Genomic DNA, 25498 nt, shown 5'->3' on the forward strand with positions numbered 1-25498 from the left:
CCCGGTATCTCGGCCGGATCTCGGTATCTCGGCGGGACGGCGTCCTCGGGGGCGGGGACGGCGCCGTCGTGATAGACCGACCGCATGGCCGCCTCCCCGACCCCGCCGGACGACGGGCAGGTGGCCACGCCCACCACGCCCCGCGTCGCCAGCCCGCCGGACGAGCGCGGCGACTCGACGCTCACCGTGGTGATCGCGTTCGCCGCCAACCTGGCGGTGGCGCTCGCGAAGTCGGCCGCGGCCGCGCTCACCGGGTCCGCCTCGATGGTCGCGGAGGCCGTGCACTCGTGGGCCGACACGGGCAACGAGGTGTTCCTGCTCGTCGCGGACCGGTCCTCGCGTCGGAAGGCCGACGCCGTCCATCCCCTCGGCTACGGGCGCGAGGCGTACGTGTGGTCGATGTTCGCGGCGATCGGGCTGTTCGCGGTCGGCGCGGGGGTCTCGGTGACCCACGGCATCCAGGAGCTCGCCCACCCCGAGCCGGCGACGGACTTCGGGGTCGCGTACGCGGTGCTCGCCCTGTCGTTCGTGCTCGAGGGCCTGTCGTTCCTCCGGTCGATCCGGCAGGCCCGCGGCGAGGCGAGGGTGGCCGAGCGGGACGTGCTCGAGCACGTCGTCGCGACGTCCGACCCGACGCTTCGGGCGGTCGTCGCCGAGGACGCGGCCGCCCTCGTCGGCCTCGTCGTCGCGTTCGTCGGCGTCCTCGCCCACCAGCTCACGGGATCGCCGGTGCCGGACGCGATCGGGTCGATCGTCGTCGGGCTCGTCCTGGGCGTCGTCGCGGTGATCCTCATCCAGCGCAACCGCGTGTTCCTCGTCGGCGCCGGCGTCGACGAGCGCACCCGCCGCGCCGTCCTGGCCGGGCTGCTCGGCCTGCCCGACGTCGCCCGCGTGACGTACCTGCGGCTCGAGTACGTGGGGCCGCGGTCGCTCTACCTGGTGGCGAGCGTCGACCTCGTGGGGGACGCCGTCGAGCACGTCGTCGCGCGCCGCCTCGACGCCCTCGAGCGCAAGGTCGCCGAGACGCCGCGGCTGGCGGGCGTCGTGCTCACGCTGTCGACGCCGGAGGAGCCGTCGCTCACGGTGTGATGGCGCCGGTCACGCCGGTCGCCTTGCCGCGCGCGTCGAGGTCGATCACGCTGCTCGCGCCGGACGTCCAGGTCACCGTCACCCGTCGAGCAGGTGTCGGAGGTAGCGCGCCGGGTGCGCGAGGTAGGAGCGCCAGTGCTCGACGAGCTCGAGGTCCTCCCAGCGCGCCCGGCGCAGCCCCCACGGGCCCACCTCGAGGATCGTCGCTCCGGGCAGCGCAGCGAGCACGGGGGAGTGCGTCGCGCACAGGACCTGGCCCCCCGACCGGGCGAGGTCGTCAAGCGTGCGCATCAGTGAGAGCGTGGACGAGAACGACAGCGCCGCCTCGGGCTCGTCGAGGCAGTAGAACCCGGGCGAGTCGAACCGGCTCCCGAGCACCGCGAGGAACGACTCGCCGTGGCTCATCTCGTGGAACCTCGGGTCCGGGTAGCGCGGGTTGCCGCCCGTCCGCTCGACGTACGTGTACCAGCCGTGCATGGTCTCGGCACGGAGGAAGAATCCCCACCGGCCCGCGCCGACCCCGCGCTGGAGGGTGATCGCGTCGCTCAGCGGCGACTCGCTGGTCCGGGTCGAGTGCTGCCCGTGCGCGGTGCCGCCCTCGGGGGACAGACCGTAGGCGACGGCGAGCGCCTCGACCATCGTGGACTTGCCGGAGCCGTTCTCACCGACGAGGAAGGTCACGCCCGGCGCGAGCTGCAGCCCGTCCCGAAGGAGCTGGTCGACGGCGGGGATCGTCCTCGGCCAGGTGCCGGCGTCCAGCGGGTGTTCCTTCCTCGCCGCTACGCGCACCACCGGTGGCTGGCGGAAGAAGTCGGACCTCATCGGCCGGTCGACGAGTGCGGGTCGTCGCTGCCGCGGTCGAGCGAGCGCCGGGTGCGGGCGCCGACGATGGCGACGCTGACGAGCCCGAGCGCGGCGACGCCGAGGATCACCTTGACCCACGGGAACCCGGAGCCCTCGCCGGAGTCCGGACGGTCGCCGGGCTGGACGGTCGACGTGACGGTCGGGCCGGGGCTCGGGGTCGCGGCCTGCGCGGCGCCCGCCCCGAGCCCGCCGAGGGCGAGCACGAGCAGGGTGCCCAGCGCCGCCAGGGCGAGGAGCGGTCGTCGGTCGAGGCGCGCGCGGAGCATGCTTGCGAGGGTAGTCCGGGACGCGACAACAAGAGTTGAGCGGAATAGGCTCAATTCTGGCACCGTTGTTGCGAGCAGAAGCGTTCCCGACACCCCGGAGGATCCCGGAGACCCCATGGACACCCAGTTCACGACCATGTCGCAGCAGGCGATCGGCGAGGCGATCCAGACCGCGTCGGCCGCCGGCAACCCCCAGCTCGAGCCCGTCCATCTCCTGAGCGCGCTGCTGCAGCAGCAGGGCGGCGTCGCGGGCGGGCTGCTCGACGCCGTCGGCGCCGACACCCAGGCCGTCGGCCAGAAGGTGCGCGGCGCGCTCGTCGCGCTGCCCTCGGCGGCGGGCTCCGCCGTCGCGCAGCCGACCGCGAGCCGCGCCACGAGCGCCGTGCTCGACCTCGCCGGCAAGGAGGCGACCTCGCTGGGCGACCAGTACGTCTCCACCGAGCACCTGCTCATCGGCCTTGCGGGCGCCGCGTCGCCGGCCGCCGACATCCTCCGCGCCGCCGGCGCGACCGTCGACGCGCTGCGCGCCGCCCTGCCGTCCGTCCGCGGCAACGCCAAGGTCACCAGCCCCAACCCCGAGGGCACCTACAAGGCCCTCGAGCAGTACGGCAACGACCTCACCGCTCAGGCGGCCGACGGCAAGCTCGACCCCGTGATCGGCCGCGACTCCGAGATCCGGCGCGTCATCCAGGTGCTCTCGCGCCGCACCAAGAACAACCCCGTGCTCATCGGCGAGCCCGGCGTCGGCAAGACGGCCGTCGTCGAGGGGCTCGCCCAGCGCATCGTCGCGGGCGACGTCCCCGAGTCCCTCAAGGGCAAGAAGCTCGTCGCGCTCGACCTCGCCTCGATGGTCGCGGGCGCCAAGTACCGCGGGGAGTTCGAGGAGCGCCTCAAGGCCGTGCTCGAGGAGATCCAGCAGTCCGACGGGCAGGTCGTCACGTTCATCGACGAGCTGCACACGGTGGTCGGCGCCGGGGCCTCGGGCGCTGAGTCCTCGATGGACGCCGGCAACATGCTCAAGCCCATGCTCGCCCGCGGCGAGCTCCGCATGGTCGGCGCCACCACGCTCGACGAGTACCGCGAGCACATCGAGAAGGACCCCGCGCTCGAGCGCCGGTTCCAGCAGGTGTTCGTCGGCGAGCCGTCCGTCGAGGACACCGTCGCGATCCTCCGCGGGCTCAAGGAGCGCTACGAGGCGCACCACAAGGTGACCATCGCCGACGACGCCCTCGTCGCCGCCGCCGCGCTGTCCGACCGGTACATCACCGGCCGCCAGCTGCCCGACAAGGCGATCGACCTCGTCGACGAGGCCGCGTCCCGCCTGCGCATGGAGCTCGACTCGTCCCCGACCGAGATCGACGAGCTGCAGCGCGCCGTCACGCGCCTCGAGATGGAGGAGGTCGTGCTCTCCGAGGCCGACGACGCCGCCTCGCGCGAGCGCCTCGAGCGCCTGCGGGCGGACCTCGCCGACCGCCGCGAGCAGCTCTCCGCGCTCACGACGCGCTGGGAGGCCGAGAAGGCCGGCCACAACCGCGTCGGCGACCTCAAGGTCAGGCTCGACCAGCTCCGCTCCGACGCCGAGCGGCTCCTGCGCGAGGGCGACCTCGAGAAGGCCGCGCGGATCCGGTACGGCGAGATCCCCGCCGTCGAGCAGGAGCTCGCCGCCGCGGAGGCTGCGGAGGACGCCGAGGCGGGGGCGGAGGAGGTCGCGCACGAGACCCCGCTCGTCCCCGAGAAGGTCTCCGCCGACGAGATCGCCGAGGTCGTGTCCGCGTGGACCGGCATCCCGGCCGGCCGCCTGCTCCAGGGCGAGTCCGAGAAGCTCCTCCACATGGAGGACGTCATCGGCGAGCGGCTCATCGGGCAGCGGGCCGCCGTCGCCGCGGTGTCCGACGCCGTCCGACGCGCTCGCGCCGGCGTGTCCGACCCGAACCGGCCCACCGGCTCGTTCCTGTTCCTCGGGCCGACGGGCGTCGGCAAGACCGAGCTCGCCAAGGCGCTCGCGGACTTCCTGTTCGACGACGAGCGCGCGATGGTCCGCATCGACATGTCCGAGTACTCCGAGAAGTTCGCGGTGTCCCGACTCGTCGGCGCACCCCCCGGCTACGTCGGGTACGAGGAGGGCGGGCAGCTCACCGAGGCCGTCCGGCGTCGGCCGTACTCCGTCGTGCTCCTCGACGAGGTCGAGAAGGCCCACCCCGAGGTCTTCGACATCCTCCTCCAGGTGCTCGACGACGGCCGCCTCACCGACGGCCAGGGCCGCACCGTCGACTTCCGGAACGTGATCCTGGTGCTCACGTCGAACCTGGGCTCGCAGTTCCTCGTCGACCCGCTGCTGTCGGACGAGCAGAAGCACGAGGCCGTCATGGGTGCCGTGCGGGCGTCGTTCAAGCCCGAGTTCCTCAACCGGCTCGACGACGTCGTCATGTTCGACCCGCTGGGCCTCGCCGAGCTCGGCAGGATCGTCGACCTCCAGGTCGACGCCCTCGCCGCGCGGCTCGCCGACCGGCGGCTCACGCTCGACGTCACCGACGCCGCGCGCGAGTGGCTCGCGCTCGAGGGGTTCGACCCCGCCTACGGGGCGCGCCCCCTGCGCCGGCTCGTGCAGCGCGAGATCGGCGACCGGCTCGCACGGATGCTGCTCGCGGGCGAGGTGTCGGACGGCGACCGGGTCGTCGTCGACCGCCCCGCTGACGGGGAGGGGCTCGAGCTCACCGTCGGCTGATCGGCTCGTGGTTGCGTCCGCGCGCGGGCCCGGCGGGCGCTACGGTGACGTCCGATGACCACGGTGAGCACGCGAGGGACGAACCTGCCGCGCATGGGCGGGTTCAACCAGGCCGCCCTGCTGGAGGCGATCCGGCTCGGCGCGGGCTCGTGCACGCGCGCGGACCTGGCCCGGAAGACGGGGCTGTCGGCGCAGACCGTGACCAACGCGGTGCGCCGGCTCCTCGACGCGGGCCTCGTCACCGAGGAGGACGTCAAGCGGCAGCCGGGCGCGGGGCGCCCCGGCACGACGCTCGACATCGTCCCCGACAGCCGGTTCGCGGTCGGCGTGCACCTCGACCCGGCCGCCGTCGTCGTCGTGCTGCTCGACCTCGCCGGCCAGGTGGTCGCGACCCGCACGACGCCGACCCCCGAGTCCGAGGAGCCGGGCGCGGCGCTCGAGGTGGTCGTCCGCGAGATCGACGCGGTCCTCGCGGAGGCGGCGGTCGAGCGTGACCGGGTGCTCGGCGTCGGGCTCGCGACCCCCGGGCCGATCGACCACGCGCGCGGGCTCGTGCTCGACCCGCCCCACCTGACGACGTGGCACGACGTGCCGCTCCGTGACGAGGTCGCACGCCGCAGCGGGCTCCCGACGCTCCTGGACAAGGACGTGCTCGCGGTCGCGGCGGCGGTCCTGTGGTTCCCGGGGTCGGGCCGGCCGACGGACGCCGCGGTCGTCTACGCCGGGACGGGCGTGGCGATCGGCATCATCAGCGGCGGCGACATCGTCCGGGGCGTCTCCGGCAACGCGGGGGAGGCCGGCCACGTCAGCGTCGGACGGGCGTTCGGCCGGTGCGCGTGCGGCCGGGAGGGCTGCCTGGGCGGGGTCTTCAGCGCGAACGCGATCCTGGCGAACGCCGTCGACCGGGGCCTGGCCCTGGGCGCCGGGGCGACGGACGAGGGTGCCTCGGAGACGGTCCGCGCGGACCGGGCGGTCGACGGGCTGCGCGCGCTGGCCGAGGCCGAGGACGCGGGGGCGGTTCCGTTCCTCCACGAGACGGGTGCGGCGCTCGGGTCGGCGCTGACGACGGTCTGCGAGCTGCTCGACCTCGACACGGTCGTGCCGTCGGGGCCGGTCTGGGACCGGCTGGGGCCCTGGCTCGAGCCGGGTCTACGGTCCGTCCTCGACGCGCACCCGATGCCCGGGCACCACCCGCTGCGAATCCTCGGGGCGGCGGGGGACGGCCCCGTGGCCGCCGTGGGGGCGGCGTGCCTCATGCTCGACGACGCCCTCACCCCGCGGCCGACCGGCCTCCTCCTGCGGGTCTGACCTGCGGCTTCACCCCCCGCTGGAGCCGGTCCGCGACAGGGAGACAGCGTTGTCTTGCTATTACTAACGCGAAGTGATGAAATATTCGCGGCCGGGGCGGTGCAGCACCGGTAGCGAGAGCAAAGGAGCTTCGGATGCGCGTACGGACAGGACTGGCCCTCGGCACGGTCGGGGCCCTCGTCGTGACGCTGGCGGCGTGCTCGTCGGGCGACGGCGGCAGCAAGGACGCCCAGGACACCGGCACCCGCACCATCACGGTCGCGTACCAGAAGACGTCGGCGTTCCACCAGCTCGACGACCTGCTGCAGAAGGTCAAGCCCGAGTTCGAGAAGGCGAACCCGGGCGTGACGGTCAAGCTCGAGCCGATCGAGGCCGAGGAGGACCAGTACTACACGAAGCTGGCCCTCATGAACGGGTCGAAGTCGACCGCCCCCGACGTGATCTACGAGGACACCTTCCAGGTCATGTCCGACGCCGCGGCCGGCTACCTCCTGCCGATCGACGACTACGTGTCGAAGTGGTCCGACTGGGACCAGTTCCAGGACGCCGCCAAGCAGGCCGGCCTGGGCGTCGACGGCAAGACGTACGGCGTCTCCATGGGCACCGACACGCGCGGCATCTACTTCAACAAGCAGCTCTTCGCCAAGGCGGGGCTGCCGACGGACTGGCAGCCCAAGTCCTGGGACGACGTCCTCGCGGCCGCGCGCACCATCAAGGCCAAGGTCCCCGGCGTCACGCCGCTCAACATCTACGCCGGCAAGGCCGGCGGCGAGCAGACCACGATGCAGGGCTTCGAGATGCTCGACTACGGCACCGGTGACGGCAAGGGCCTGCACGACGGCGACAAGTGGATCACCGGCGACAAGGGCTTCGTCGACTCGCTGAGCTTCTACAAGACGGTCTACAGCGAGAAGCTCGCGCCGTCCCTGGACGTCGCGCTCGACGCGAACGTGGGCAGCAAGGTCTTCAGCGAGCTCCTCCCGAAGGGCAAGCTCGCGATCGACATCGACGGCTCCTGGATGCCTGGGGGCTGGATCGAGGGCGCGAACAAGTGGCCCGCCTGGGACAAGACCCTGGGCTACGCGGCCATGCCGACCCAGGACGGCGGCGGCGCCGGGACCACGTCGATGTCGGGCGGCTGGCTGCTGTCGGTCGGCGCGCACACCGAGCATCCCCAGACGGCGTTCGACTTCATCTCCACCGCGCTGAACAAGGACAACTCGCTCACCTACGACACGACGGAGAGCCAGATCGCCGTGCGCAAGGACGTCGCCGCGGACCCGAAGTACCTGAGCTACAACCCGTCGTTCAAGTTCTTCTCCGGCCTCGTCGCGACCACCCACTTCCGCCCGGCCACGCCGGACTACTCGCAGATCTCGTCCAACATCCAGGTGGCCGTCGAGTCGGTGGTGACCGGCCAGGCGTCACCCGAGGACGCCGCGAAGAAGTACGACGACGAGCTCACGAAGATCGTCGGCAAGGACGCCGTCTCCGCGGCGGGCTGACATGGCGACCGAGACCCTCGTCGCGCCGACGGGCCGGGGGCGCGCGCAGCGCCCCCGGCCCGGGTCCCGGCGCCTGCGCGCGCTCACCCGCTCGACCCCGCTCGTCCCGGCCGTGGTGCTGCTCGCGGTCTTCCTGCTCGGGCCGATCCTCTGGGCGCTCTACGGCTCCATGACGAACACCGGCCTCACGGGCTATCGGGCGGCGAAGCCCGAGTTCGTCGGGCTCGACAACTACACGGCGCTCCTGTCCGACGGCGACTTCTGGAAGTCCGCCTGGCTCACCGTGGTCTTCGTGTTCGCGTCCGCGGTGATCGGGCAGAACGTGCTGGGGATGGCGCTCGCGGTCCTGCTGCGGATCTCCCCGAAGGGGCTCGCGTCGGCGGTCAGCACGCTCGTCGTCGTCGCGTGGGTGATGCCGGAGATCGTGGCGGCGTTCGCGCTCTACGCGTTCTTCTCGACCGACGGGACGCTCAACGCGTTCCTCGGCTGGTTCGGCCTGGACAAGACGACGTGGCTCATCACGTTCCCGCTGCTCGCCGTCATCCTGGCGAACATCTGGCGGGGCACCGCGTTCTCGATGATGGTCTACCGGGCGGCGCTGTCCGAGGTGCCGGCGGAGATCGACGAGGCCGCGCAGATCGACGGCGCGACCGGCTGGCAGCGGTTCGCCCGGATCACGCTGCCGATGATCCGCCGATCGATCTCGACGAACCTCATGCTCACGACCCTGCAGACGCTCGCCGTCTTCACCCTCATCTGGGTCATGACGGGCGGCGGCCCCGGCACGAAGAGCTCGACGCTCCCCGTGCTCGCCTACCAGGAGGCGTTCAAGTTCTCCCAGGTCGGGTACGGCACCGCGATCGCGACCGTGACGATCCTGGTGGGCGCCGTCTTCTCGGTGATCTACATCAAGGTGCTCAAGCCGGAGGTGGACTGATGACGACGCTCGACACGACCTCCGTCCACCCGGCCTCGCCGGCGTCGTCGGGCGCGGGCAGCCGGGCGCGGCACCGCGGCGCGGGCGTGCCGACCGTCGCGAGCCCCCGCCGCTCGACCGGCCGGCTGCTCGCCTCGCTCGCCCTCGTGCTCGTCGGGATCTGCTTCGTCGTGCCGCTCGCCTGGATCCTGCTGTCGTCGGTCGACCCGTCGGCGACCGTCTCGGTGGGCGTGCCGTCGAGCGTCACCACGGACAACTTCAAGGCCGTCCTCACCAAGGACCAGACGTTCCTCCCGCTGTGGAACTCCCTGGTCATCTCGCTCGGAACCGCCGTCATCACGGTGGTCGTGGGCGTGCTGGCGGCCTACCCGCTGTCCCGGTACCGGATGCGGTTCCAGCGCGGCTTCCTCTACACGATCCTGTTCGCGACCTGCCTGCCGATCACCGCGATCATGGTCCCGGTCTACAGCCTGTTCGTGAAGCTCAGCCTGCTCGACTCGACGCCCGGCGTGATCCTGTTCCTCTCGGCCACGTCGCTCCCGATGGCGATCTGGATGCTGAAGAACTTCATGGACTCCGTGCCGGTCTCGCTCGAGGAGGCGGCCTGGGTCGACGGCGCGAGCTCGATGCGCGCGCTCGGACGGATCGTCCTGCCGCTCATGCGACCGGGGCTCTCCGTGGTCCTCATGCTCGTGTTCACGCAGGCGTGGGGGAACTTCTTCGTGCCCTTCATCCTCACGACGTCGGCCGAGAAGCAGCCCGCGGCCGTCGCGATCTACCAGTTCTTCGGCACCTACGGGTCCGTCGCCTACGGCAAGCTCGCGGCGTTCTCGATCCTCTACTCGGTGCCCGTCCTGGTCCTGTACCTCCTCACGCAGCGGTTGTCCGGGGGCGCGAACGCGCTCGCCGGCGGCATGAAGGGCTGACGCCACCCGTCGCTCCACCCGCTGACGTTCCACCTCCCGACCCCGAAGGACGCTCCGCCATGCCCGAAGTCATGCCCACCGCCGCCGACCTCACGCTCATGCGGGTCGACCGCTTCCTCCTCGAACGGCTCGAGCCGCACCGCGAGGCCGCGGCGCTCCCGCTGACCGTCACCGCGTGGGAGGCGCCCGGCGAGCCGGTGCCCTTCGAGGAGGGGACCGCCCACGAGGGCGTCCCCGTCGCACCCGGCCACGCCTGGGGCGCGCCCTGGAGCACCACCTGGCTGCACCTCACCGGGCCCGCCCCGGAGGCTTCGGCCGACGGCGCGGCCCAGGTGGTCGTCGACCTCGGGTTCACGGACGTCAACCCCGGGTTCCAGGCGGAGGGACAGTTCTGGTCCGCCGACGGCCGGCCGCTCAAGGGGCTCAACCCGCGCAACCGGGCGCTCTCCTGGCCCGTGGGCGAGCCGGTCGACGTGTGGGTCGAGGCGGCGGGGAACCCCACTGTGCTCGGCCACGTGCCGGAGTTCCAGCCGACGACGCTCGGCGAGCGCGCCACGGCCGGCACAGACCCGCTGTACGTGCTGCGCCGGGCGGACCTCGTCACCACGGACGCCGGCGTCGAGGAGCTGTGGCGCGACGCGCTGGCCCTGCGCGACCTGCTCCGCGTGCTCCCCGCGGACGGCGCCCGGTACGCCCGGGTGCTGCGCGCGCTCGACCGGCTGGTCGCCGTCGTCGACCCTGACGACGTGCGCGGGACCGCCGCCGAGGGCCGCAAGGTGCTCGCCCCCGAGCTCGAGGCGCCGGCGAGCGCGAGCGCGCACCAGGCCTACGCCGTCGGGCACGCGCACATCGACTCCGCCTGGCTGTGGCCGGTGCGCGAGACCGTGCGCAAGGCCGCGCGGACGTTCTCGACCGTCGTGACGCTCATGGACGAGGACCCGGACCTCGTGTTCGCGTGCTCGTCCGCGCAGCAGTACGCGTGGATCAAGGAGTCCTACCCGGACCTGTTCGCGCGGATCAAGGAGAAGGTCGCCGAGGGCCGCTGGGTCCCCGTCGGTGGGATGTGGGTCGAGTCGGACACGAACATGCCCGGCGGCGAGGCGATGGTCCGGCAGTTCCTCACGGGCAAGTCGTTCTTCCGCGACGAGCTCGGCGTCGAGACGCGTGACGTGTGGCTGCCGGACTCGTTCGGCTACTCGGGCGCGCTCCCGCAGATCGCGAAGCTCGCGGGCAACCGGTGGATGCTCACGCAGAAGCTGTCGTGGAACGAGACCAACGCGATGCCGCACCACACGTTCCTCTGGGAGGGCATCGACGGCACGCGCCTGCTCACCCACTTCCCGCCCGTCGACTCGTACAACGCCGAGCTCTCCGCCGGCGAGCTCGACCACGCCGCCCGGAACAACCGGGAGAAGGGCGTGCTCGACGCGTCTATCGTGCCGTTCGGCTACGGCGACGGCGGCGGCGGCCCGACGGCGGACATGCTGGGCCGCGCGCGCCGGTACGCCTCGACCGAGGGCGTCGCCGAGGTGCGGGTCGCGAGCCCGTACGACTTCTTCGAGGCCGCCGAGGCCGAGCTCGACCGGCCCGCCGTCTGGAGCGGCGAGATGTACCTCGAGTTCCACCGCGGCACCTACACGTCGCAGGCGCGCACCAAGCAGGGCAACCGCCGCAGCGAGCACCTGCTGCGCGAGGCCGAGCTCTGGGCGGCGACGGCCGCCGTCCGGGAGGGTGCGCCGTACCCCTACGAGGAGCTCGACGGGGCCTGGAAGACCGTCCTCCTCAACCAGTTCCACGACATCCTCCCCGGCAGCTCGATCGCGTGGGTGTACCGGGACGCCGAGGCCGGGTACGCCGAGGTGGCGCGGACGCTCGACGAGATCGTCGGGACGTCGCTCGAGGCGCTCGCGGGCGCGGGTGACACGCCGCTGGTCTTCAACGCCGCCCCGCACGCCCGGGCCGGCGTCGCCGCGCTCGGCGCGGCGCCGTCGTCGGCGTCCGGGGGCGTGGACGTCACCGTGTCCGCCGACGACGGCGCCCCCGCCGGTGTGGTCCTCGCCAACGGCCTGGTCGCGGTGCACGTCGACGCGCGGGGGCTGGTCGACTCGATCCGCGACCTCCGCGCCGACCGCGAGCTCGTGCCCGCGGGACTCGCCGCCAACCTGCTCCAGCTCCACCGCGACACCCCGCGCCAGTGGGACGCGTGGGACATCGACCGCGAGTACCTCGACGAGCGCACCGACCTGGTCGACGCGCTGGGCATCGAGGTCGTGGAGTCGTCCGACGACGAGGCGGTCGTCGAGGTGCGGCGGGCGTTCGGGGCGTCGACGGTCCGGCAGCGGCTCTCGCTGGCTCGGGGGTCCGCGGCGCTGACGGTCGAGACCGTCGTCGACTGGCACGAGCGGCAGAAGCTCCTCAAGCTCGCGTTCCCGCTCGCCGTGCACGCCGACCGCAGCGCGTCGGAGACGCAGTTCGGCCACGTGTTCCGGCCGACGCACGCCAACACGCCCTGGGACGCGGCGCGGTTCGAGATCTGCGCGCACCGGTGGGTGCACGTGGCCGAGCCCGGCTACGGGGTCGCGGTCGCCAACAGCGCGACCTACGGGCACGACGTCCAGCGGTCCGTGACCGACGACGGCGCGACCGTGACGACCGTCCGCGAGTCGCTGCTGCGTGCGCCGCTCTTCCCGGACCCCGACGCCGACCAGGGCGCGCACCGGTTCGTGACCGTGCTCCACGTGGGCGCGGACCTCGGGGACGCCGTCCGCGACGGCTACGCGACGAACCTGGAGCCGCGCGTCGTCACGGGAGCCGGCCCGGTCGAGCCGCTGGTCTCCGTGGCCGACCCGGCGGGCGCCGTCGTCGTCGAGTCGGTCAAGCTCGCGGAGGACCGCAGCGGCGACGTCGTCGTGCGGCTCTACGAGTCGCTGGGCGGGCACGCCCGCGCGACCGTCGCGCCGGGGTTCGAGACCTCCGGCGCGGTGCGGACGGACCTCCTCGAGCGCCCGCTCGACGACGGCCGCACGACCGAGGTGACCCTCGCTGAGCCGATCGCGTTCCGCCCGTTCGAGATCGTCACGCTGCGCTTCGCCCGGCCCTGACCCCTGCGCCACCTCGCGAAGTAGACCGGCCGCCCGGGGGCCGGTCTACTTCGCGGGGTATCCCGCGCGGACGCTGTCAGGCGCCGCGGGCCTGGAGGAACTCGACCTGCTTGAGCCACTGGTACGTCTGCCCGCCCTCGTGCCCGTTCTCGGGGTAGACCTCGATGTGCTTGTCGACCGACGCGAGGGCGTTGAACGCGGCGAACGTCGTCGACGGCGGCACGACGTCGTCCATCAGTGCCACCGAGAACAGCGCGGGCGCGGTGATGCGCTTCGCGAAGTTCACGCCGTCCAGGTACGCCGCCGTGGTGAGCACGGTCTCGCGCTGGTCGCGGTGGACGGCGAGGTAGCGCGCGAGCTCGGCGAACGGGTCGCTCGTCGCGACCTGGAGGCCGTGCTCCCACGCGCACAGGAACGCGACGTCGGGCATGGCGGCCCAGACGTCGGGAACGAGGCCCGCGGCCGCGATCGCGATGCCGCCGCCCTGGCTTCCGCCGGCGACGGCGACGCGGGCCGGGTCGACCTCGGGGAGGGCGCGGACGGCGTCGAGCAGGCGGGCCGCGTCGGTGTACACGCGGCGGTAGTAGTGGTCGGCGGGGTCGTCGATGCCGCGCGTCATCCAGCCGGACTGCGCGGGGCCCGAGCCGTGGGGGTCGGGGGTGTCGCCGCCGGAGCCCCAGCCGCTGCCCTGGCCGCGCGTGTCCATGAACACGTGCACGAAGCCGGCGAGCGCCCAGCCGACCCGCTCGCCCGGCAGGCCGCGGCCGCCGTTGTAGCCGTTGAACTCGACGACCGTGGGCAGCTGCTCGCCCTCGCGGCCGACGGGTCGGGTGAGCCACGCCTTGACGGGCTCGCCGCCGAAGCCGGGGAACGTGAGGTCCTCGATGACCAGGCCCGTGACGGGGGTGTCGGCGGGCTCGCGCAGCACGGGGTGGTCGGCGCCGGCGGCGCGGGACTCGGCGAGCGTCTTGGTCCAGAACGCGTCGAAGTCGGCGGGCTCGCGCACGTCGGGCCGGAAGGCGTGGAGCGCGTCCAGGGGCAGGTCGGTCAGCGGCATTGCTCTCTCTGCTCTCGTTGAGTTCGCCGACGGTGACGTCCGCGGCGCCGACGGTGACGTTACCCCCGGGCAACGTCACCGTCGGCGAAGGATCAGCCCAGGTCGCGGACGGCGGCGTACTGCTCGCGCACGACGGGCGCGGGCTCGCCGTCGAAGGTCAAGGACTCGTCCGCTCCACCGTCGGAGACGCCCCCGGCCCAGGCGGGAGGCTCGGCCGTCCCCGTGAGGGCCCAGGCGGCCTGGCGGGCCGCGCCGTCGGCGACGTACTCGCCCGCGGGTGGCACCTCGACCGGACGCCCGAAGACGCTCGGCGCGATCTGCCGCACGGCCTCGGACCGGGCGCCGCCGCCGATGAGCAGCAGCCGCCGGACCTCGGCGCCCTGCGCGACGAGCGCGTCGAGCCCGTCGGCGAGCCCGCACAGCATGCCCTCGACGGCGGCCCGCGCCAGGTGCTCCGGGGTCGCGGTCGCGAGGCGGAGGCCGTGGAACGAGCCGGTCGCGTCGGGGCGGTTGGGCGTGCGCTCGCCCTCGAGGTACGGCACGAGGACGAGTCCGTCCGCGCCGGCGGGGGCCGCGAGCGCGAGCTTGGACAGCCCCAGGTGGTCGACGCCGAGGATGCTGCGGGCGGCGTCGAGCACGCGGCTCGCGTTGAGCGTCACGCCGAGCAGCAGGTACCGCCCGGTCGCGTCGGCGAAGCCGTTGACGAGCCCGGACGCGTCGGCGCTGGGCCGGTCCGCGACCGCGGACACGACGCCTGACGTCCCGATCGAGATCGCGACGTCGCCCGCGCCCATGCCCAGCCCGAGCGCGGCGCCGGCGTTGTCGCCCGCCCCGGCCCCGAGGACGATCCCGGCCGCGACGACGTCGGTCCCGCGCGTCGTCCCTGCGGCCTCCCCGGCCCCCACGACGCGCGGCAGGACGATCCGCTCTGCCCTCGCCTCGTCGACCCGCAGCCCGCGGGCGAGCAGGTCGCGCCGGTAAGAGTCGAGACCCCAGTACCCGGTGCCGGACGCGTCGGACCGGTCGGTCGTGAGCTCTGCGAGGTCGGGCTCGAGCCCCTGCGACCGGGGCCCGAACCCGGCGATGCGCCACGTCAGCCAGTCGTGGGGGAGCGCGACCGCGGCGATCCGCGGCACGAGCCCGGGCTCGTGGTCGGCCACCCAGCGCAGCTTCGTCACGGTGAGCGACGCGACCGGCACCGAGCCGACCGCGTCGGCCCACGCCGCGGCGCCGAGCTCCTCCACCAGGTCCGCCGCGGACGACGCCGACCGCGTGTCGTTCCACAGCAGGGCGGGCCGGAGGACCTCGCCGTCGGCGTCGAGCAGGACCATGCCGTGCTGCTGACCGCCGACGGCGAGCGCTGCCACGCCCGCGTCGGGGCCGAGGCCTCCGGCGGCGTCGGCGGCCGCGCGGAACGCGTCCCACCAGGCGTCGGGGTGCACCTCGGTGCCGTCCGGGTGGGACGCGGAGCCGGAGCGCACGAGCGTCCCGGTCTCCGCGTCACGGACGACGACCTTGCACGACTGCGTCGAGGAGTCGACGCCGGCGACGAGGTTCCCGCTCATCAGCCGACGAGGTGCTTCAGCGCGAGCTGGTGCAGCGCGACGAGCCCGTACTCGCGCTCGGCGGCTGCGTCGAGGTCGAACGTCTCGCGCGTCGTCGGGTCGGCGAGGAACTGGTCGAACGTCTCGCCCTCGGCGAGCGTGGACTGGCCGAGCTCGAAGATGCCGGCGTGCTCGAACGCCCTCTGGACCTCGGGGTCATCGCGGTACTGCTTGGCCTTCTTGGCGAGGAGCGTGTAGGTCTCGATGTTGGCACGCGCGGAGTCCCACACGCCGTCGGGGCCCTCGGTGCGCGACGGCTTGTAGTCGAAGTGGCGGGCGCCGTCGTAGGTCGGGCCGCCGTTGGGGAAGCCGTTCTCCAGCAGGTCGACCGTGAAGAAGGCCGAGAGCAGGTCGCCGTGGCCGAACACGAGGTCCTGGTCGAACTTCGGGCCGTGCTGGCCGTTGAGGTCGATGTGGAAGAGCTTGCCCGCGTAGAGGGCGAGGGCGAGGCCGTGCGTGTAGTTGAGCGTGGCCATCTGCTCGTGCCCGGTCTCCGGGTTGAGGCCGACGATGTCGCCGTTGTCGAGCGTCGCGATGAGCGCGAGCGCGTGGCCGATCGACGGCAGGAAGATGTCGCCGCGGGGCTCGTTGGGCTTGGGCTCGAGGCCGATGCGCAGGTCGTAGCCGCGGTCCTTGATGTACGCGGCGACGGTGTCGATGCCCTCGGCGTAGCGGGCGTGCGCGGCGTGCAGGTCCTTGGAGTTGTCGTACTCGACGCCCTCGCGACCGCCCCACATGACGAAGGTCTGCGCGCCGAGCTCGGCGGCGAGGTCGACGTTGCGGAGGATCTTGCGCAGGCCGAAGCGGCGGACGCCGCGGTCGTTCGACGTGAAGGCGCCGTCCTTGAAGACGGGGTGCGTGAACGTGTTGGTCGTGACCATCTCGATCACGAGGCCGGTCTCGTCGGCGGCCTTCTTGACGGCGTCGACGCGCGCGCGGCGGTCGGCGTCGTCGGCGTCGAACGGGAAGACGTCGTTGTCGTGGAACGTGAAGCCCCACGCGCCGATGTCGGCGAGCTTGCGCACGGACTCGGCGGGGTCGAGCGCGGCGCGCGTCGGGTCGCCGAAGGGGTCCTGGGCCTGCCAGCCCACGGTCCACAGGCCGAACGAGAACTTGAAGTCGGGGGTGGCGGCGGCGGTGCTCATCCGGTGGTGCTCCTCGTCGAGTGGGTGGCGGGTCCTCCGCGACCTGCGCAGCGACCCTTTGTTGTACGGATGAACTTAACGCGGGTCGCGGGTAGGGTCAAGCCTCATGGAGCTCCCCGGCGTCGGCACCCCCAAGGCGCGACAGGCCTCGCTGCGCGAGCACAACCTCGCGCTCGTCGCCCGGAGCGTGTTCGGCGCGGCCGAGCCGCCGTCGCGCGCGACGGTCGCCGCGGCCACCGGGCTGACCCGCGCGACCGTCGGCTCCCTCGTCGACCAGCTCGTCGCCGGGCGCGTCGTCGCCGAGCTCGCGCCCTCGCCGGGCCAGGTCGGGCGGCCGGCGGTCCCGCTCGTGCCGGCGCCCCGCACCGTCGTCGGGCTCGGGCTCGAGGTGAACGTCGACTACGTGGGCGTGCGCGCGCTCGACCTGTCCGGCGCGACGGTGGCCGAGCGGCACGAGGACGCGCGCGGTGTCGCCGGGGTGGTCGGCGCCGACTTCTCCGGCAGCGACCCCGTGCGCGTGCTGGCCCGCGTCGGAGAGCTCGCCCGCGAGGTCGTCGCCGAGGTGGAGGCCGACGGCATGCGGCTCGCCGGGGTCAGGCTGGCGCTGCCCGGCCTCGTCGACGCGCGGGCCGGGTTCCTCCAGGTGGCGCCCAACCTCGGCTGGGAGTCGCTCGCGCCCGTGCCGCTGCTCGGGCCGCTGCCCGCGCGTGTCGAGATCGCCAACGAGGCCAACCTGGCGGGCCTCGCGCAGCTCCCGTTCGGCCAGTTCGCCGCGTCCGGCCACGACGGGACGACGTTCGTCCACGTCTCCGGCGACGTCGGCATCGGCGCCGCCATCGTGCTCGACGGCGAGCTCTACCTCGGGCGCCACGGCTGGGCCGGCGAGATCGGGCACGTCGTCGTGGACCCCGCCGGGCCGCGCTGCCGGTGCGGCGCGACCGGCTGCCTCGAGCAGCTCGCCGGCAAGGACGCGATCCTCCGGGGCCTCGGGCTCGACCCGGGTCCCGGCTCGACCCGGCCGGCCGGCCCCGAGGCCGACGGTGCGCCCGCTGCCGGGCTGGCCCCCGTCGCCCGGGCGCTGGCCGCGGGGGGCGAGACGGCGGACCGGGCGCGTGCCGTCGTCGGGCGGGCGGGCAAGGCGCTCGGTACGGCGCTCTCGACGCTGGTGAACCTGCTCGACCTCGACACGGTCCTGCTCGGCGGGGTGTACGAGGCGCTCGCGGAGGACCTGCGCCCCAGCCTCGAGGCCGAGCTGCGCACGCGCGTGCTGGCCTCGCCGTGGGAGCGGATCGCGGTCCGTCCCGCGCCGGTCGCGGGGTACGCGGCGCTGACCGGCGGGGCGCGTGCCGTGCTGCGGGACCTGGTGCAGGCGCCGGTCGAGTACCTGGAGCACCTGGGGACGACGAGAGCGCCGAGCTAGAACGACGGGCGTTCCGGCTCGGCGCTCTCGCGCGTGCGGTTCGTGGACCTCAGATCGAGTTGGCCTTCGCCTTCACGTGGATGAAGGTCCAGCTCGCGCTCCACATCTTGCGGACGTGGATCGACTTGCCGGGGCGCGGCGCGTCGATGATCTTGCTGCCGCCCACGTAGATGCCCACGTGGCCCGGCGTGTAGACGAGGTCGCCCGGCTTGGCGTGCTTCTTGGAGACGACCTTGCCGGCGTGACGCTGGCCCGACGACGTGCGGGGGAGCGACTTCACGTTGGTGTGCGAGTACACGTACTTGGTGAAGCCGGAGCAGTCGAAGCCGCGGGGGCTCGAGCCGCCGTACACGTAGCGCGTGCCGCTGTACTTCACGGCCTTCTCGACGACGCGCGAGGAGTACCTGTGCGTGGCCACGGTCGTGTACTTCGTGCGCGTCTTGACGGTGCTCGGGTGCGCCGGGTGGATCGTGGCGCGGACGCGGTGGTGGCCGACCTTCAGGTGCTTCGACAGCCGGTACGTGACCGTGCCGTGCTTGAGCGTGCGGATGGCGACGAGCTTGCCGCTCACCCGGATGTAGACCTTGCCGGTCGTGGCCTTGCCGCGGGTCTTGGAGGTGACCTTCACGACGGGCGGCTTGCCCTTGTAGTACGACTTGTCGCTGATCTTGAGCGACAGGGTCGGCGTGGACTTGCTGACGGCGGTCTTGGTGGCCGCGGCGGCGGGGGTCGCCGCGCCGACGGCGACGAGGCCGCCGCCGAGGAGGCCTACGAGGAGGCCGGTGGTGGTCGCGACGCGGCCGAAGCGGCGCACGCGCCCACGCTCAGGGCGCACGGCGCCCTGCTCACGGGTTCGGAGCATGGTGTTGTACCTCTCACGCCTGCGAGGTGAGCTGTCGGGTTCGGGCGGGAGGTACGTGCCCGGCCGCGTGAAGCGGCTTCACCCCGAGGAGGTCCGGTCCGTCATGGCCCGGGCCACCGAAGGTGGGTCCCCCGTCGCTGCCACGGTCATGGGCCCTTCCCGGTGGCAGCGCTCGGCGTTCCGGGTCGGGGCCGGCGGCAGGTCGAGCGTCCGTCGGCTGATCGAGGCTAGGCAGTCGGGCCACGAGGTCACAAACACGTAACGAGAGCCGGCCGTGCCCGAGTTGAGCGGCTACGACCCGGTGGAAACGGGTCGGTGACACTCGGGACCGGGCATGACAAATCAATCGAAAGGGAGCCGTAGGGTGCCGGATTCCCGGTACGCGCGTCCCGCAAACCTTCACATCCGGGAGCGCTCCCACGGGCGTGTCGATGCCCGGGATGTCGGCTATGGCGCCGACCGCGACCTGTCGCACCACCGTAGCCCGCCGTGTAGGCTGCGGAATAAGGAAGGACGCCGTTCAAACTTCGCCGACCCCGCCCAGCAGAGGACCAGGTCCATGTCCAGCACACAGGCCGCACCCGCCCGCCAGCAGCTCTCCCGACGCGCCGCCGTCCTGCTCGCGGCCGGGCACGACGACGCCTCCCGGGACGTCCTCACCCAGCCGCTCGGCGACTCGACCGTCGTCCAGCGCGCGCTCGAGACGCTCACCCAGGCCGTGCGCCGGGACCGCACCGTCGTGGTCGTGGCCGCGGGCGACACCCGCGTCCGGGAGCTCCTCGGGACCGACCTCACCTACGTCGAGCAGTCCGGCCCGGCGGGCACAGGCCCTGCCGCGCTCGCAGCGCGCGCCGCGCTGCCGGACGACGCCGACGTCGTCCTGGTCGCGTACGGCGACACCCCGCTGCTGCGCGGCGAGTCGTTCCTCGGCCTGCTCACGCGGCACGCCCTCAAGGGCGCCGACCTGACCTTCCTCACGGCGGTGCTGGCCGAGCCGCGGCCCGCCTACGACCGCGTGGTCCGGGCCGAAGGCGACGTCGCGGCGATCGTCAGCGCCGAGAGCACGGAGCCCGCCGACGGCGGGGAGCGCGCCGAGGGCCATGAGATCAACGTGGGCGCCTACGTCGCGGCGCCCGCGCTGCTGTTCGGGACGCTCGACGAGCTCGTCGCGTCCGGCGCGGACCGGCTCACCGACCTCGCGCACCGCGCCATCGCCGACGGCCGCCGCGTGGCGACCTACCAGATCTACGACACCGACGAGGTGCACGGCATCAACTCGCCGGCCGAGCTCCAGGACGCCGCCGACATCCTGCTCAAGCGGCTCTTCATGCCGAAGAAGAACACCGACACGGCCATCCACTTCGGCACGGGCGGCTGGCGCGCGGTCATCGGCGAGGGCTACACGCTCGCCAACGTGCGGCGCCTCTCCCAGGCGATCGCGAACGAGACCACGCGCCGCGGGCTCGAGTCGCGCGGCGTCGTCGTCGGCGGGGACCGGCGGTTCCTCTCGGAGGAGTCGAAGGTCGCGGCCGCCGAGGTCTTCGCGGGCAACAACATCCCCGTCACCCTCCTGCCCGACGACGTCCCCACCCCGCTCGTGACGTTCGCCGCCCCCTACCTCGGCGCGGCGTACGGGATCATCGTCACCTCGAGCCACAACCCGCCCGAGTGGAACGGCATCAAGGTGTTCCGCGCGGACGGCTCGCTGCCCCTCGACGACGAGACCGACCGCTACCAGGACGAGGCCAACGCCATGTCCGTGGACGACGTCATCACCCTCGACCTCGACCTCGCGCGCAAGGCCGGCGTCGTCGTCGACCGGACGCTGACCGACCCCTACGTCGACGCGATCGAGAAGATCGTCGACGTCGAGGCGGTGCGCGGCTCGAACCTGCAGGTCGTCGTCGACCCGATGTACGGGACGAGCCAGCTCACGCTCGGCACGATCCTCGGCGACATGCGGGTGCGCGCCGAGTTCATCCATGCCCAGCACAACCCGCTGTTCGGCGGGATCGCGCCGGCCCCGGACCTGCAGCGCCTGTCCGCGCTCATCGGGATGATCCGCTCGGGCGACGGGCGGTACGCGCTCGGCATGGCGACCGACGGCGACTCCGACCGCATCGGCATCGTCGACGAGACCGGCGAGTACATCACCACGAACGACCTGCTCCTGCTCCTGTACTGGTACCTGCACGAGTTCCGGGGCGAGAAGGGCGGGGTGGTCCGCAACCTCGCCACGACGCACCTGCTCGACCGGCTGGCGGCCCACTTCGGCGAGAAGTCGCGCGAGGTCAAGGTCGGCTTCAAGCACGTGACCGCGGGCATGGAGGAGATCGGCGCGGTGCTCGGCGGGGAGTCGTCGGGCGGCCTGACGATCCGGGGCTGGATCCTCGGCAAGGACGGCATCTTCGCGTGCGCGCTCGTCGTCGAGATGCTCGCGCGGACGGGCAAGCGGATCTCCGAGCTCCGCGAGACGGTCTACGCGATCACCGGGCGGCTGTACTCGCTCGAGGCGGGCGTGCCCTCGACCCCGGAGATGCGGGTCGCCGTGCCCCGGCGCCTCGAGGCCGAGCCGCTCACGCACGTCGGGCCGTACCCCGTCGTGAGCGTGTCGCACCTCGACGGCACCAAGATCCTCCTCGAGAACGACAACTGGGCGCTGCTGCGCTTCTCGGGCACCGAGCCCGTGCTCCGCATGTTCGTCGAGGCCGACTCGCCGGAGAAGGCCGAGGAGCTGCTCACGTGGCTCCGCGGCTTCGTCACCGCGGGCGTCTGACCCTCCCCACCCCTCGAACCGACAGGACCAGCGAGCCCCCATGCGTTACGGATTCTTCGACACCGACGCCGACGAGTACGTGATCGAGCGCCCCGACGTCCCGGTGTCGTGGACGAACTACCTCGGCACGAAGAACATGTGCACCGTGCTGTCCCACCACGGGGGCGGCTACTCGTACTACAAGAGCTCGGAGTACGGGCGGATCACCCGGTTCCGGCAGAACGGCGTGCCGCTCGACCGTCCCGGCCACTACGTCTACCTGCGCGACGACGCCGACGGGGACTACTGGTCCGCGTCCTGGCAGCCGGTCGGCAAGCCGTTCGTCGGGCCGGGGGAGGAGCTCGCCGACGACATCGGACAGGGCGCGGGCACCGGGGCCAAGGGCCGCTGGACCACCCGCCACGGCATGGGCTACTCGAGCTTCCGTGCCGAGTACCGCGGCATCGACACCACCCAGACGGTGTTCATCCCGCTCGACGACGACGTCGAGCTGTGGGACGTACGCGTCACCAACACGTCGGACCGGGTGCGCGAGCTCACGGTCGCGTCGTACGTGGAGCTCAGCTTCCACACGATCGGCATCGACAACCAGAACCTGCAGATGTCGCTCTACGCGTCCGGCTCGTCCTACGAGGACGGCATCATCGAGTACGACTTCTACTACGAGCCGTGGACGTTCCACTACGTCGCGTCGAGCGAGACACCGTTGTCGTACGACTCCCTGCGGGACAACTTCATCGGCCCGTACCGGACCGAGTCGAACCCGGTCTCGGTGGAACGGGGCGCGGGGACCAACCAGAGCGCGACGACGCAGAACCACTGCGGGTCCCTCCAGCACAAGGTCGTCCTGCAGCCCGGCGAGACCAAGCGCCTCGTCTACCTGCTGGGCTACGGGTCGCGCGACGCCGCGGGCCGGGCCATGCAGGCGAAGTACGCGGACGTCGAGTCCGCCGAGGTGCCCGCTGTCGATCTCGAGTTCCGGCGGCTGCGCGACTACTGGCGCGCCAAGCAGGACAGGCTCCGCATCCGCACGCCCCACGAGGGCATGAACACCATGATCAACTCCTGGACGCTGCTCCAGGCGGAGACGTGCGTCGTGTGGTCGCGGTTCGCGTCGTTCGTCGAGGTGGGCGGCCGCAACGGCCTGGGCTACCGGGACACGGCGCAGGACGTCATGAGCGTCATCCACTCCAACCCCACCAAGACCCGCCAGCGCATCGTGGAGCTGCTCCGGGCCCAGACCGAGGAGGGCTACGGGCTGCACCTGTTCGACCCGAAGGCGTTCGACCCCGACGCCGAGAACCTCCCCGACGTCCCGTCCCCGACGATCGTCCCGACGCCGGACGTGGCCGACCTCATCCACGGCCTCGAGGACACCTGCTCCGACGACCATCTCTGGCTCGTGCCGTCCGTCGTCGAGTACGTCAAGGAGACCGGGGACCTGTCGTTCCTGGACCTCGAGATCCCGTTCGCGCAGGGGACGCCCGCGACCGTCTACGAGCACCTGCGCCGCGCGCTCGAGTTCTCGGCCGAGCAGATCGGGCCGAACGGGGTCGCACTCGGCCTGCGCGCCGACTGGAACGACTGCCTCAACCTCGGCGGCGGCGAGACGGCGCTCGTGACGTTCCTGCACGCGTGGGCGATCCGGGCGTTCCTGGAGGTCGCCGGGCCTTTCGCCCGGGACGGGCGCGCGGACGCCGCCGCCGACGTCGAGCGCTGGACCGCCGAGCTCGACCGCATCCGCGGCGTCGCCGACAGCGAGCTGTGGGACGGCCGCTGGTGGATCCGCGGCTACACGCGGGACGGCGTGAAGATCGGGTCCGCCGCCAACGACGAGGGCAAGATCTTCCTCGAGCACCAGGCCTGGCCCGTGATCGCCGGGATCACGTCGCAGGAGCGCGGCGAGGAGTCCATGGACGCCGTCCGCGAGCTCCTCGGCTCCGAGTACGGCAACCACCTCAACTGGCCCGCGTTCACCAAGGTCGACGACACCGTCGGCTTCGTGACCCGCGTGTACCCGGGCATCAAGGAGAACGCCGCGATCTTCAGCCACCCGAACGCGTGGCCGATCATCGCCGAGGCGCTGCTCGGTCGCGGCGACGAGGCCGTCCAGTTCTACGACGCGATCCTCCCGTACCACCAGAACGACAACATCGAGGTCCGCGGCGCCGAGCCGTACGCGTACGTGCAGTTCCTCTACGGCCGCGACCACGAGTGGTTCGGCAAGGCGCAGAACCCCTGGCTCACCGGCACCGCCGGCTGGATGTACACGGCCGTCACCAAGTACGTGCTGGGCGTCCGGCTCGCGCTCGACGGGCTGATCGTCGACCCGTCGGTCCCGCGGGACTGGGACGGCTTCGAGGTGCGGCGCGAGTGGCGCGGCGCGGTCTACGAGATCGAGGTCCGCAACCCCGGCCACGTCTCGCACGGCGTCGCGTCCGTGACCGTCGACGGCGCCGCGCACGAGCCGGGGACCCCGATCCCGCCCGCTCCGGCCGGGTCGAGCGTGAGCGTCGTCGTCACGCTCGGGTGACCGCCGGGCGGCCCCGGATCACCCGCCCGCGAGGCGAGCGGACCGGGGCCGCGCCGACGCGGAGGTTCAGGTGGTGATGCCGAACGACTCGCCGGTCGACGAGGAGAAGTCCGTGGCGCTCCAGGCGAAGATCCCCACGACGTAGAACACGAAGAGCGCGGCGAACACGGCTCCCACGACGATCCCGGCGATCGCCATGCCGCGGCCCGCGGTGCCGTCGCGCTTGATCTGGCCGAGCGCGACGATCCCGAGGATCAGCCCGACGATCCCGGCGAGCCCGCACGTGAGGATGCTGCCGATCGACGTCCACATCGACGCGATGGCGAGGCCGTTCTTGCGCTGGGGGCCCGGGTACGACGGCGCGTAGCCGTAGGGCTGGGGATACCCGGCGCCGTACGGCTGCTGGTACGGGGGCTGCTGGTAGGACGGGTCCGGGTACGGCTGCGTCGGGTACGGCTGCTGGCCGTAGGGGGGCGGCGCCTGGCCGTACGACGGCGGGGTGTACGGCGGGTAGCCGGGGTTCGGCTGCTGGGGCTGCTGCGGGTCCTGCGGCGCGTCGCCGGAGGGCGTCGCGTACGGGTCCTGGGGGGCACCACCGGACGGCGGGATCGTCATGCGCGCAATCTACCGGGAGTCCGGGCTCTCCTTGCAGGCCCGGCTGGGCGCGACGAGCTCGTAGGAACCGTTCACGAGGTCCTCGACGAGGCGCTCGGTGACCCCGCGCCCGGCTCCGACCGAGACCCAGTGCCGCTTGTCGAGGTACCGGCCCGCGGTGATCGTCTCGTGGTCGCGCCGCAGCGCCTCGCCGTGGTGGGGGTCCACCTTCAGCGTGACGATCCGGGCGTCGGGATCGTCGTCGGTGACGATGAGAAAGACCTTGTCCGCGACCTTCCACACGTCCAGGTGCGGCGTGAACGGGCGCCCGTGGCTGACGCGGGGCAGCGACGCGGCCGTGTCCCGTGCGACCTGCTGGAGCCGCTCTCCCGACAGGCTCACCGGTCGGTCCGGCCGAAGAGGGAAGGGTCGACCGGCCGCCTGGCCCGGGGGAGCTTCTCCACGACGAGCAGGTAGGACTCGGTGACGAGGTCCTCCACGAGGTCCTGGGGGATCGCTCCGCCCGGGCGCAGGGTGATCCAGTGCCTCTTGTTCATGTGGTAGCCCGGCGTGATGTCGTCGTAGGCCTGGCACAGAGCCTTCCCGTCCTCCGGGTCGGCCTTGACGGTGACGATCGGTTCGCCGGTGACGTCGGTCATCAGCATGAAGACCTTGCCCCGGACCTTGTAGACGTCCCAGTCCGGCCCGAAGGGGTGCTCCAGCTCGGAGCCCGGCAGCTCGTCGGCGCGCTCGCGCGCCCGCCCCTGCACCGTGTCGTCCACCATC

At 72.6% G+C, this 25498-nt stretch carries 19 protein-coding genes and 1 riboswitch; of the genes, 10 read left to right on the plus strand and 9 right to left on the minus strand.

What is annotated here, in order from left to right:
* Nucleotides 1-84 precede the first annotated feature (84 nt).
* Nucleotides 85-1089, plus strand: a complete 1005-nt coding sequence (locus ACLQ14_RS03120) for a cation diffusion facilitator family transporter (protein ID WP_425809768.1) — start codon at nt 85-87, stop codon at nt 1087-1089.
* Nucleotides 1090-1167: 78 nt separating this feature from the next.
* On the opposite strand, the gene ACLQ14_RS03125 is transcribed toward ACLQ14_RS03120, so the two are convergent.
* Entirely contained in the window at nt 1168-1911 is a 744-nt protein-coding gene (locus tag ACLQ14_RS03125) for an AAA family ATPase (protein WP_425809770.1), read from the minus strand.
* Nucleotides 1908-2219, minus strand: coding sequence for a hypothetical protein (locus ACLQ14_RS03130; RefSeq protein ID WP_425809772.1), 312 nt, complete (start codon nt 2217-2219; stop codon nt 1908-1910). The genes ACLQ14_RS03125 and ACLQ14_RS03130 overlap by 4 nt, the downstream gene beginning before the upstream one ends.
* A 115-nt stretch (nt 2220-2334) precedes the next feature.
* Between ACLQ14_RS03130 and clpB the strand changes: the two genes are divergently transcribed.
* The 6 genes from clpB to ACLQ14_RS03160 all read left to right on the plus strand — a co-directional run bounded on the left by clpB (nt 2335) and on the right by ACLQ14_RS03160 (nt 12721).
* Nucleotides 2335-4944: an ATP-dependent chaperone ClpB gene (gene clpB, locus ACLQ14_RS03135; protein ID WP_425809774.1), complete on the plus strand. Its 2610-nt coding sequence runs from the start codon at nt 2335-2337 to the stop codon at nt 4942-4944.
* A 54-nt stretch (nt 4945-4998) separates the two neighbouring features.
* Nucleotides 4999-6252, plus strand: a complete 1254-nt coding sequence (locus ACLQ14_RS03140) for an ROK family transcriptional regulator (RefSeq protein WP_425809776.1) — start codon at nt 4999-5001, stop codon at nt 6250-6252.
* 134 nt (nt 6253-6386) lie between these two features.
* On the plus strand, nt 6387-7757 hold the full coding sequence (locus ACLQ14_RS03145; RefSeq protein ID WP_425809779.1) for an extracellular solute-binding protein: 1371 nt from the start codon (nt 6387-6389) through the stop codon (nt 7755-7757).
* 1 nt (nt 7758) lies between these two features.
* Complete coding sequence (locus ACLQ14_RS03150; RefSeq protein WP_425809781.1) at nt 7759-8694, plus strand: carbohydrate ABC transporter permease; 936 nt, start codon at nt 7759-7761, stop codon at nt 8692-8694.
* The gene (locus ACLQ14_RS03155; RefSeq protein ID WP_425809783.1) at nt 8694-9620 is read left to right on the plus strand and encodes a carbohydrate ABC transporter permease; all 927 of its coding nucleotides are present in this window, start codon (nt 8694-8696) and stop codon (nt 9618-9620) included. Before ACLQ14_RS03150 ends, ACLQ14_RS03155 begins: the two co-directional genes overlap by 1 nt.
* Before the next feature lie 59 nt (nt 9621-9679).
* The gene (locus tag ACLQ14_RS03160; protein WP_425809785.1) at nt 9680-12721 is read left to right on the plus strand and encodes an alpha-mannosidase; all 3042 of its coding nucleotides are present in this window, start codon (nt 9680-9682) and stop codon (nt 12719-12721) included.
* 76 nt (nt 12722-12797) lie between these two features.
* Here ACLQ14_RS03160 and ACLQ14_RS03165 read toward each other — a convergent pair whose 3' ends face one another.
* From ACLQ14_RS03165 to xylA, 3 genes are all read right to left on the minus strand, one after another.
* Entirely contained in the window at nt 12798-13778 is a 981-nt protein-coding gene (locus tag ACLQ14_RS03165) for an acetylxylan esterase (RefSeq protein ID WP_425809787.1), read from the minus strand.
* A 92-nt stretch (nt 13779-13870) separates the two neighbouring features.
* Entirely contained in the window at nt 13871-15343 is a 1473-nt protein-coding gene (xylB, locus tag ACLQ14_RS03170) for a xylulokinase (protein ID WP_425809789.1), read from the minus strand.
* A complete protein-coding gene (xylA, locus tag ACLQ14_RS03175) occupies nt 15343-16527 on the minus strand; it encodes a xylose isomerase (protein ID WP_425809791.1) in 1185 nt (394 codons plus the stop codon). Before xylA ends, xylB begins: the two co-directional genes overlap by 1 nt.
* A 106-nt stretch (nt 16528-16633) precedes the next feature.
* On the opposite strand from xylA, the gene ACLQ14_RS03180 reads away from it, so the two are divergent.
* The gene (locus ACLQ14_RS03180; RefSeq protein ID WP_425809793.1) at nt 16634-17947 is read left to right on the plus strand and encodes an ROK family protein; all 1314 of its coding nucleotides are present in this window, start codon (nt 16634-16636) and stop codon (nt 17945-17947) included.
* 49 nt (nt 17948-17996) lie between these two features.
* Here ACLQ14_RS03180 and ACLQ14_RS03185 read toward each other — a convergent pair whose 3' ends face one another.
* Nucleotides 17997-18809, minus strand: coding sequence for a C40 family peptidase (locus ACLQ14_RS03185; RefSeq protein WP_425809795.1), 813 nt, complete (start codon nt 18807-18809; stop codon nt 17997-17999).
* Nucleotide 18810: 1 nt separating this feature from the next.
* Nucleotides 18811-18974, minus strand: a riboswitch (cyclic di-AMP (ydaO/yuaA leader).
* A gap of 394 nt (nt 18975-19368) precedes the next feature.
* On the opposite strand from ACLQ14_RS03185, the gene ACLQ14_RS03190 reads away from it, so the two are divergent.
* Both ACLQ14_RS03190 and ACLQ14_RS03195 read left to right on the plus strand, forming a co-directional pair.
* On the plus strand, nt 19369-21585 hold the full coding sequence (locus tag ACLQ14_RS03190) for an NTP transferase domain-containing protein (protein ID WP_425809797.1): 2217 nt from the start codon (nt 19369-19371) through the stop codon (nt 21583-21585).
* Nucleotides 21586-21625: 40 nt separating this feature from the next.
* Complete coding sequence (locus tag ACLQ14_RS03195) at nt 21626-24118, plus strand: GH36-type glycosyl hydrolase domain-containing protein (protein ID WP_425809799.1); 2493 nt, start codon at nt 21626-21628, stop codon at nt 24116-24118.
* A 66-nt stretch (nt 24119-24184) separates the two neighbouring features.
* On the opposite strand, the gene ACLQ14_RS03200 is transcribed toward ACLQ14_RS03195, so the two are convergent.
* Genes ACLQ14_RS03200 through ACLQ14_RS03210 form a run of 3 tightly spaced genes read right to left on the minus strand, consistent with a single transcriptional unit; the run spans nt 24185 to nt 25497 of the window.
* The gene (locus tag ACLQ14_RS03200) at nt 24185-24733 is read right to left on the minus strand and encodes a DUF4190 domain-containing protein (protein ID WP_425809801.1); all 549 of its coding nucleotides are present in this window, start codon (nt 24731-24733) and stop codon (nt 24185-24187) included.
* 9 nt (nt 24734-24742) lie between these two features.
* Nucleotides 24743-25114, minus strand: a complete 372-nt coding sequence (locus tag ACLQ14_RS03205) for an MmcQ/YjbR family DNA-binding protein (protein WP_425809803.1) — start codon at nt 25112-25114, stop codon at nt 24743-24745.
* Complete coding sequence (locus ACLQ14_RS03210) at nt 25111-25497, minus strand: MmcQ/YjbR family DNA-binding protein (RefSeq protein ID WP_425809805.1); 387 nt, start codon at nt 25495-25497, stop codon at nt 25111-25113. The genes ACLQ14_RS03205 and ACLQ14_RS03210 overlap by 4 nt, the downstream gene beginning before the upstream one ends.
* Nucleotide 25498: the final 1 nt, after the last annotated feature.

It is taken from the genome of Luteimicrobium sp. DT211 (assembly GCF_049844995.1).
GTDB lineage: Bacteria > Actinomycetota > Actinomycetes > Actinomycetales > Cellulomonadaceae > Luteimicrobium.

Coding starts and splice junctions, on each gene's coding strand:
- ACLQ14_RS03200 (WP_425809801.1), bottom strand. CDS start 24,733: ATGACGATCCCGCCGTCCGGTGGTGCCCCCCAGGACCCGTACGCGACG.
- ACLQ14_RS03185 (WP_425809795.1), bottom strand. CDS start 18,809: ATGCTCCGAACCCGTGAGCAGGGCGCCGTGCGCCCTGAGCGTGGGCGC.
- ACLQ14_RS03210 (WP_425809805.1), bottom strand. CDS start 25,497: ATGGTGGACGACACGGTGCAGGGGCGGGCGCGCGAGCGCGCCGACGAG.
- ACLQ14_RS03195 (WP_425809799.1), top strand. CDS start 21,626: ATGCGTTACGGATTCTTCGACACCGACGCCGACGAGTACGTGATCGAG.
- ACLQ14_RS03130 (WP_425809772.1), bottom strand. CDS start 2,219: ATGCTCCGCGCGCGCCTCGACCGACGACCGCTCCTCGCCCTGGCGGCG.
- ACLQ14_RS03145 (WP_425809779.1), top strand. CDS start 6,387: ATGCGCGTACGGACAGGACTGGCCCTCGGCACGGTCGGGGCCCTCGTC.
- ACLQ14_RS03180 (WP_425809793.1), top strand. CDS start 16,634: ATGGAGCTCCCCGGCGTCGGCACCCCCAAGGCGCGACAGGCCTCGCTG.
- ACLQ14_RS03150 (WP_425809781.1), top strand. CDS start 7,759: ATGGCGACCGAGACCCTCGTCGCGCCGACGGGCCGGGGGCGCGCGCAG.
- ACLQ14_RS03140 (WP_425809776.1), top strand. CDS start 4,999: ATGACCACGGTGAGCACGCGAGGGACGAACCTGCCGCGCATGGGCGGG.
- ACLQ14_RS03190 (WP_425809797.1), top strand. CDS start 19,369: ATGTCCAGCACACAGGCCGCACCCGCCCGCCAGCAGCTCTCCCGACGC.
- ACLQ14_RS03125 (WP_425809770.1), bottom strand. CDS start 1,911: ATGAGGTCCGACTTCTTCCGCCAGCCACCGGTGGTGCGCGTAGCGGCG.
- clpB (WP_425809774.1), top strand. CDS start 2,335: ATGGACACCCAGTTCACGACCATGTCGCAGCAGGCGATCGGCGAGGCG.
- ACLQ14_RS03160 (WP_425809785.1), top strand. CDS start 9,680: ATGCCCGAAGTCATGCCCACCGCCGCCGACCTCACGCTCATGCGGGTC.
- xylA (WP_425809791.1), bottom strand. CDS start 16,527: ATGAGCACCGCCGCCGCCACCCCCGACTTCAAGTTCTCGTTCGGCCTG.
- xylB (WP_425809789.1), bottom strand. CDS start 15,343: ATGAGCGGGAACCTCGTCGCCGGCGTCGACTCCTCGACGCAGTCGTGC.
- ACLQ14_RS03165 (WP_425809787.1), bottom strand. CDS start 13,778: ATGCCGCTGACCGACCTGCCCCTGGACGCGCTCCACGCCTTCCGGCCC.
- ACLQ14_RS03120 (WP_425809768.1), top strand. CDS start 85: ATGGCCGCCTCCCCGACCCCGCCGGACGACGGGCAGGTGGCCACGCCC.
- ACLQ14_RS03155 (WP_425809783.1), top strand. CDS start 8,694: ATGACGACGCTCGACACGACCTCCGTCCACCCGGCCTCGCCGGCGTCG.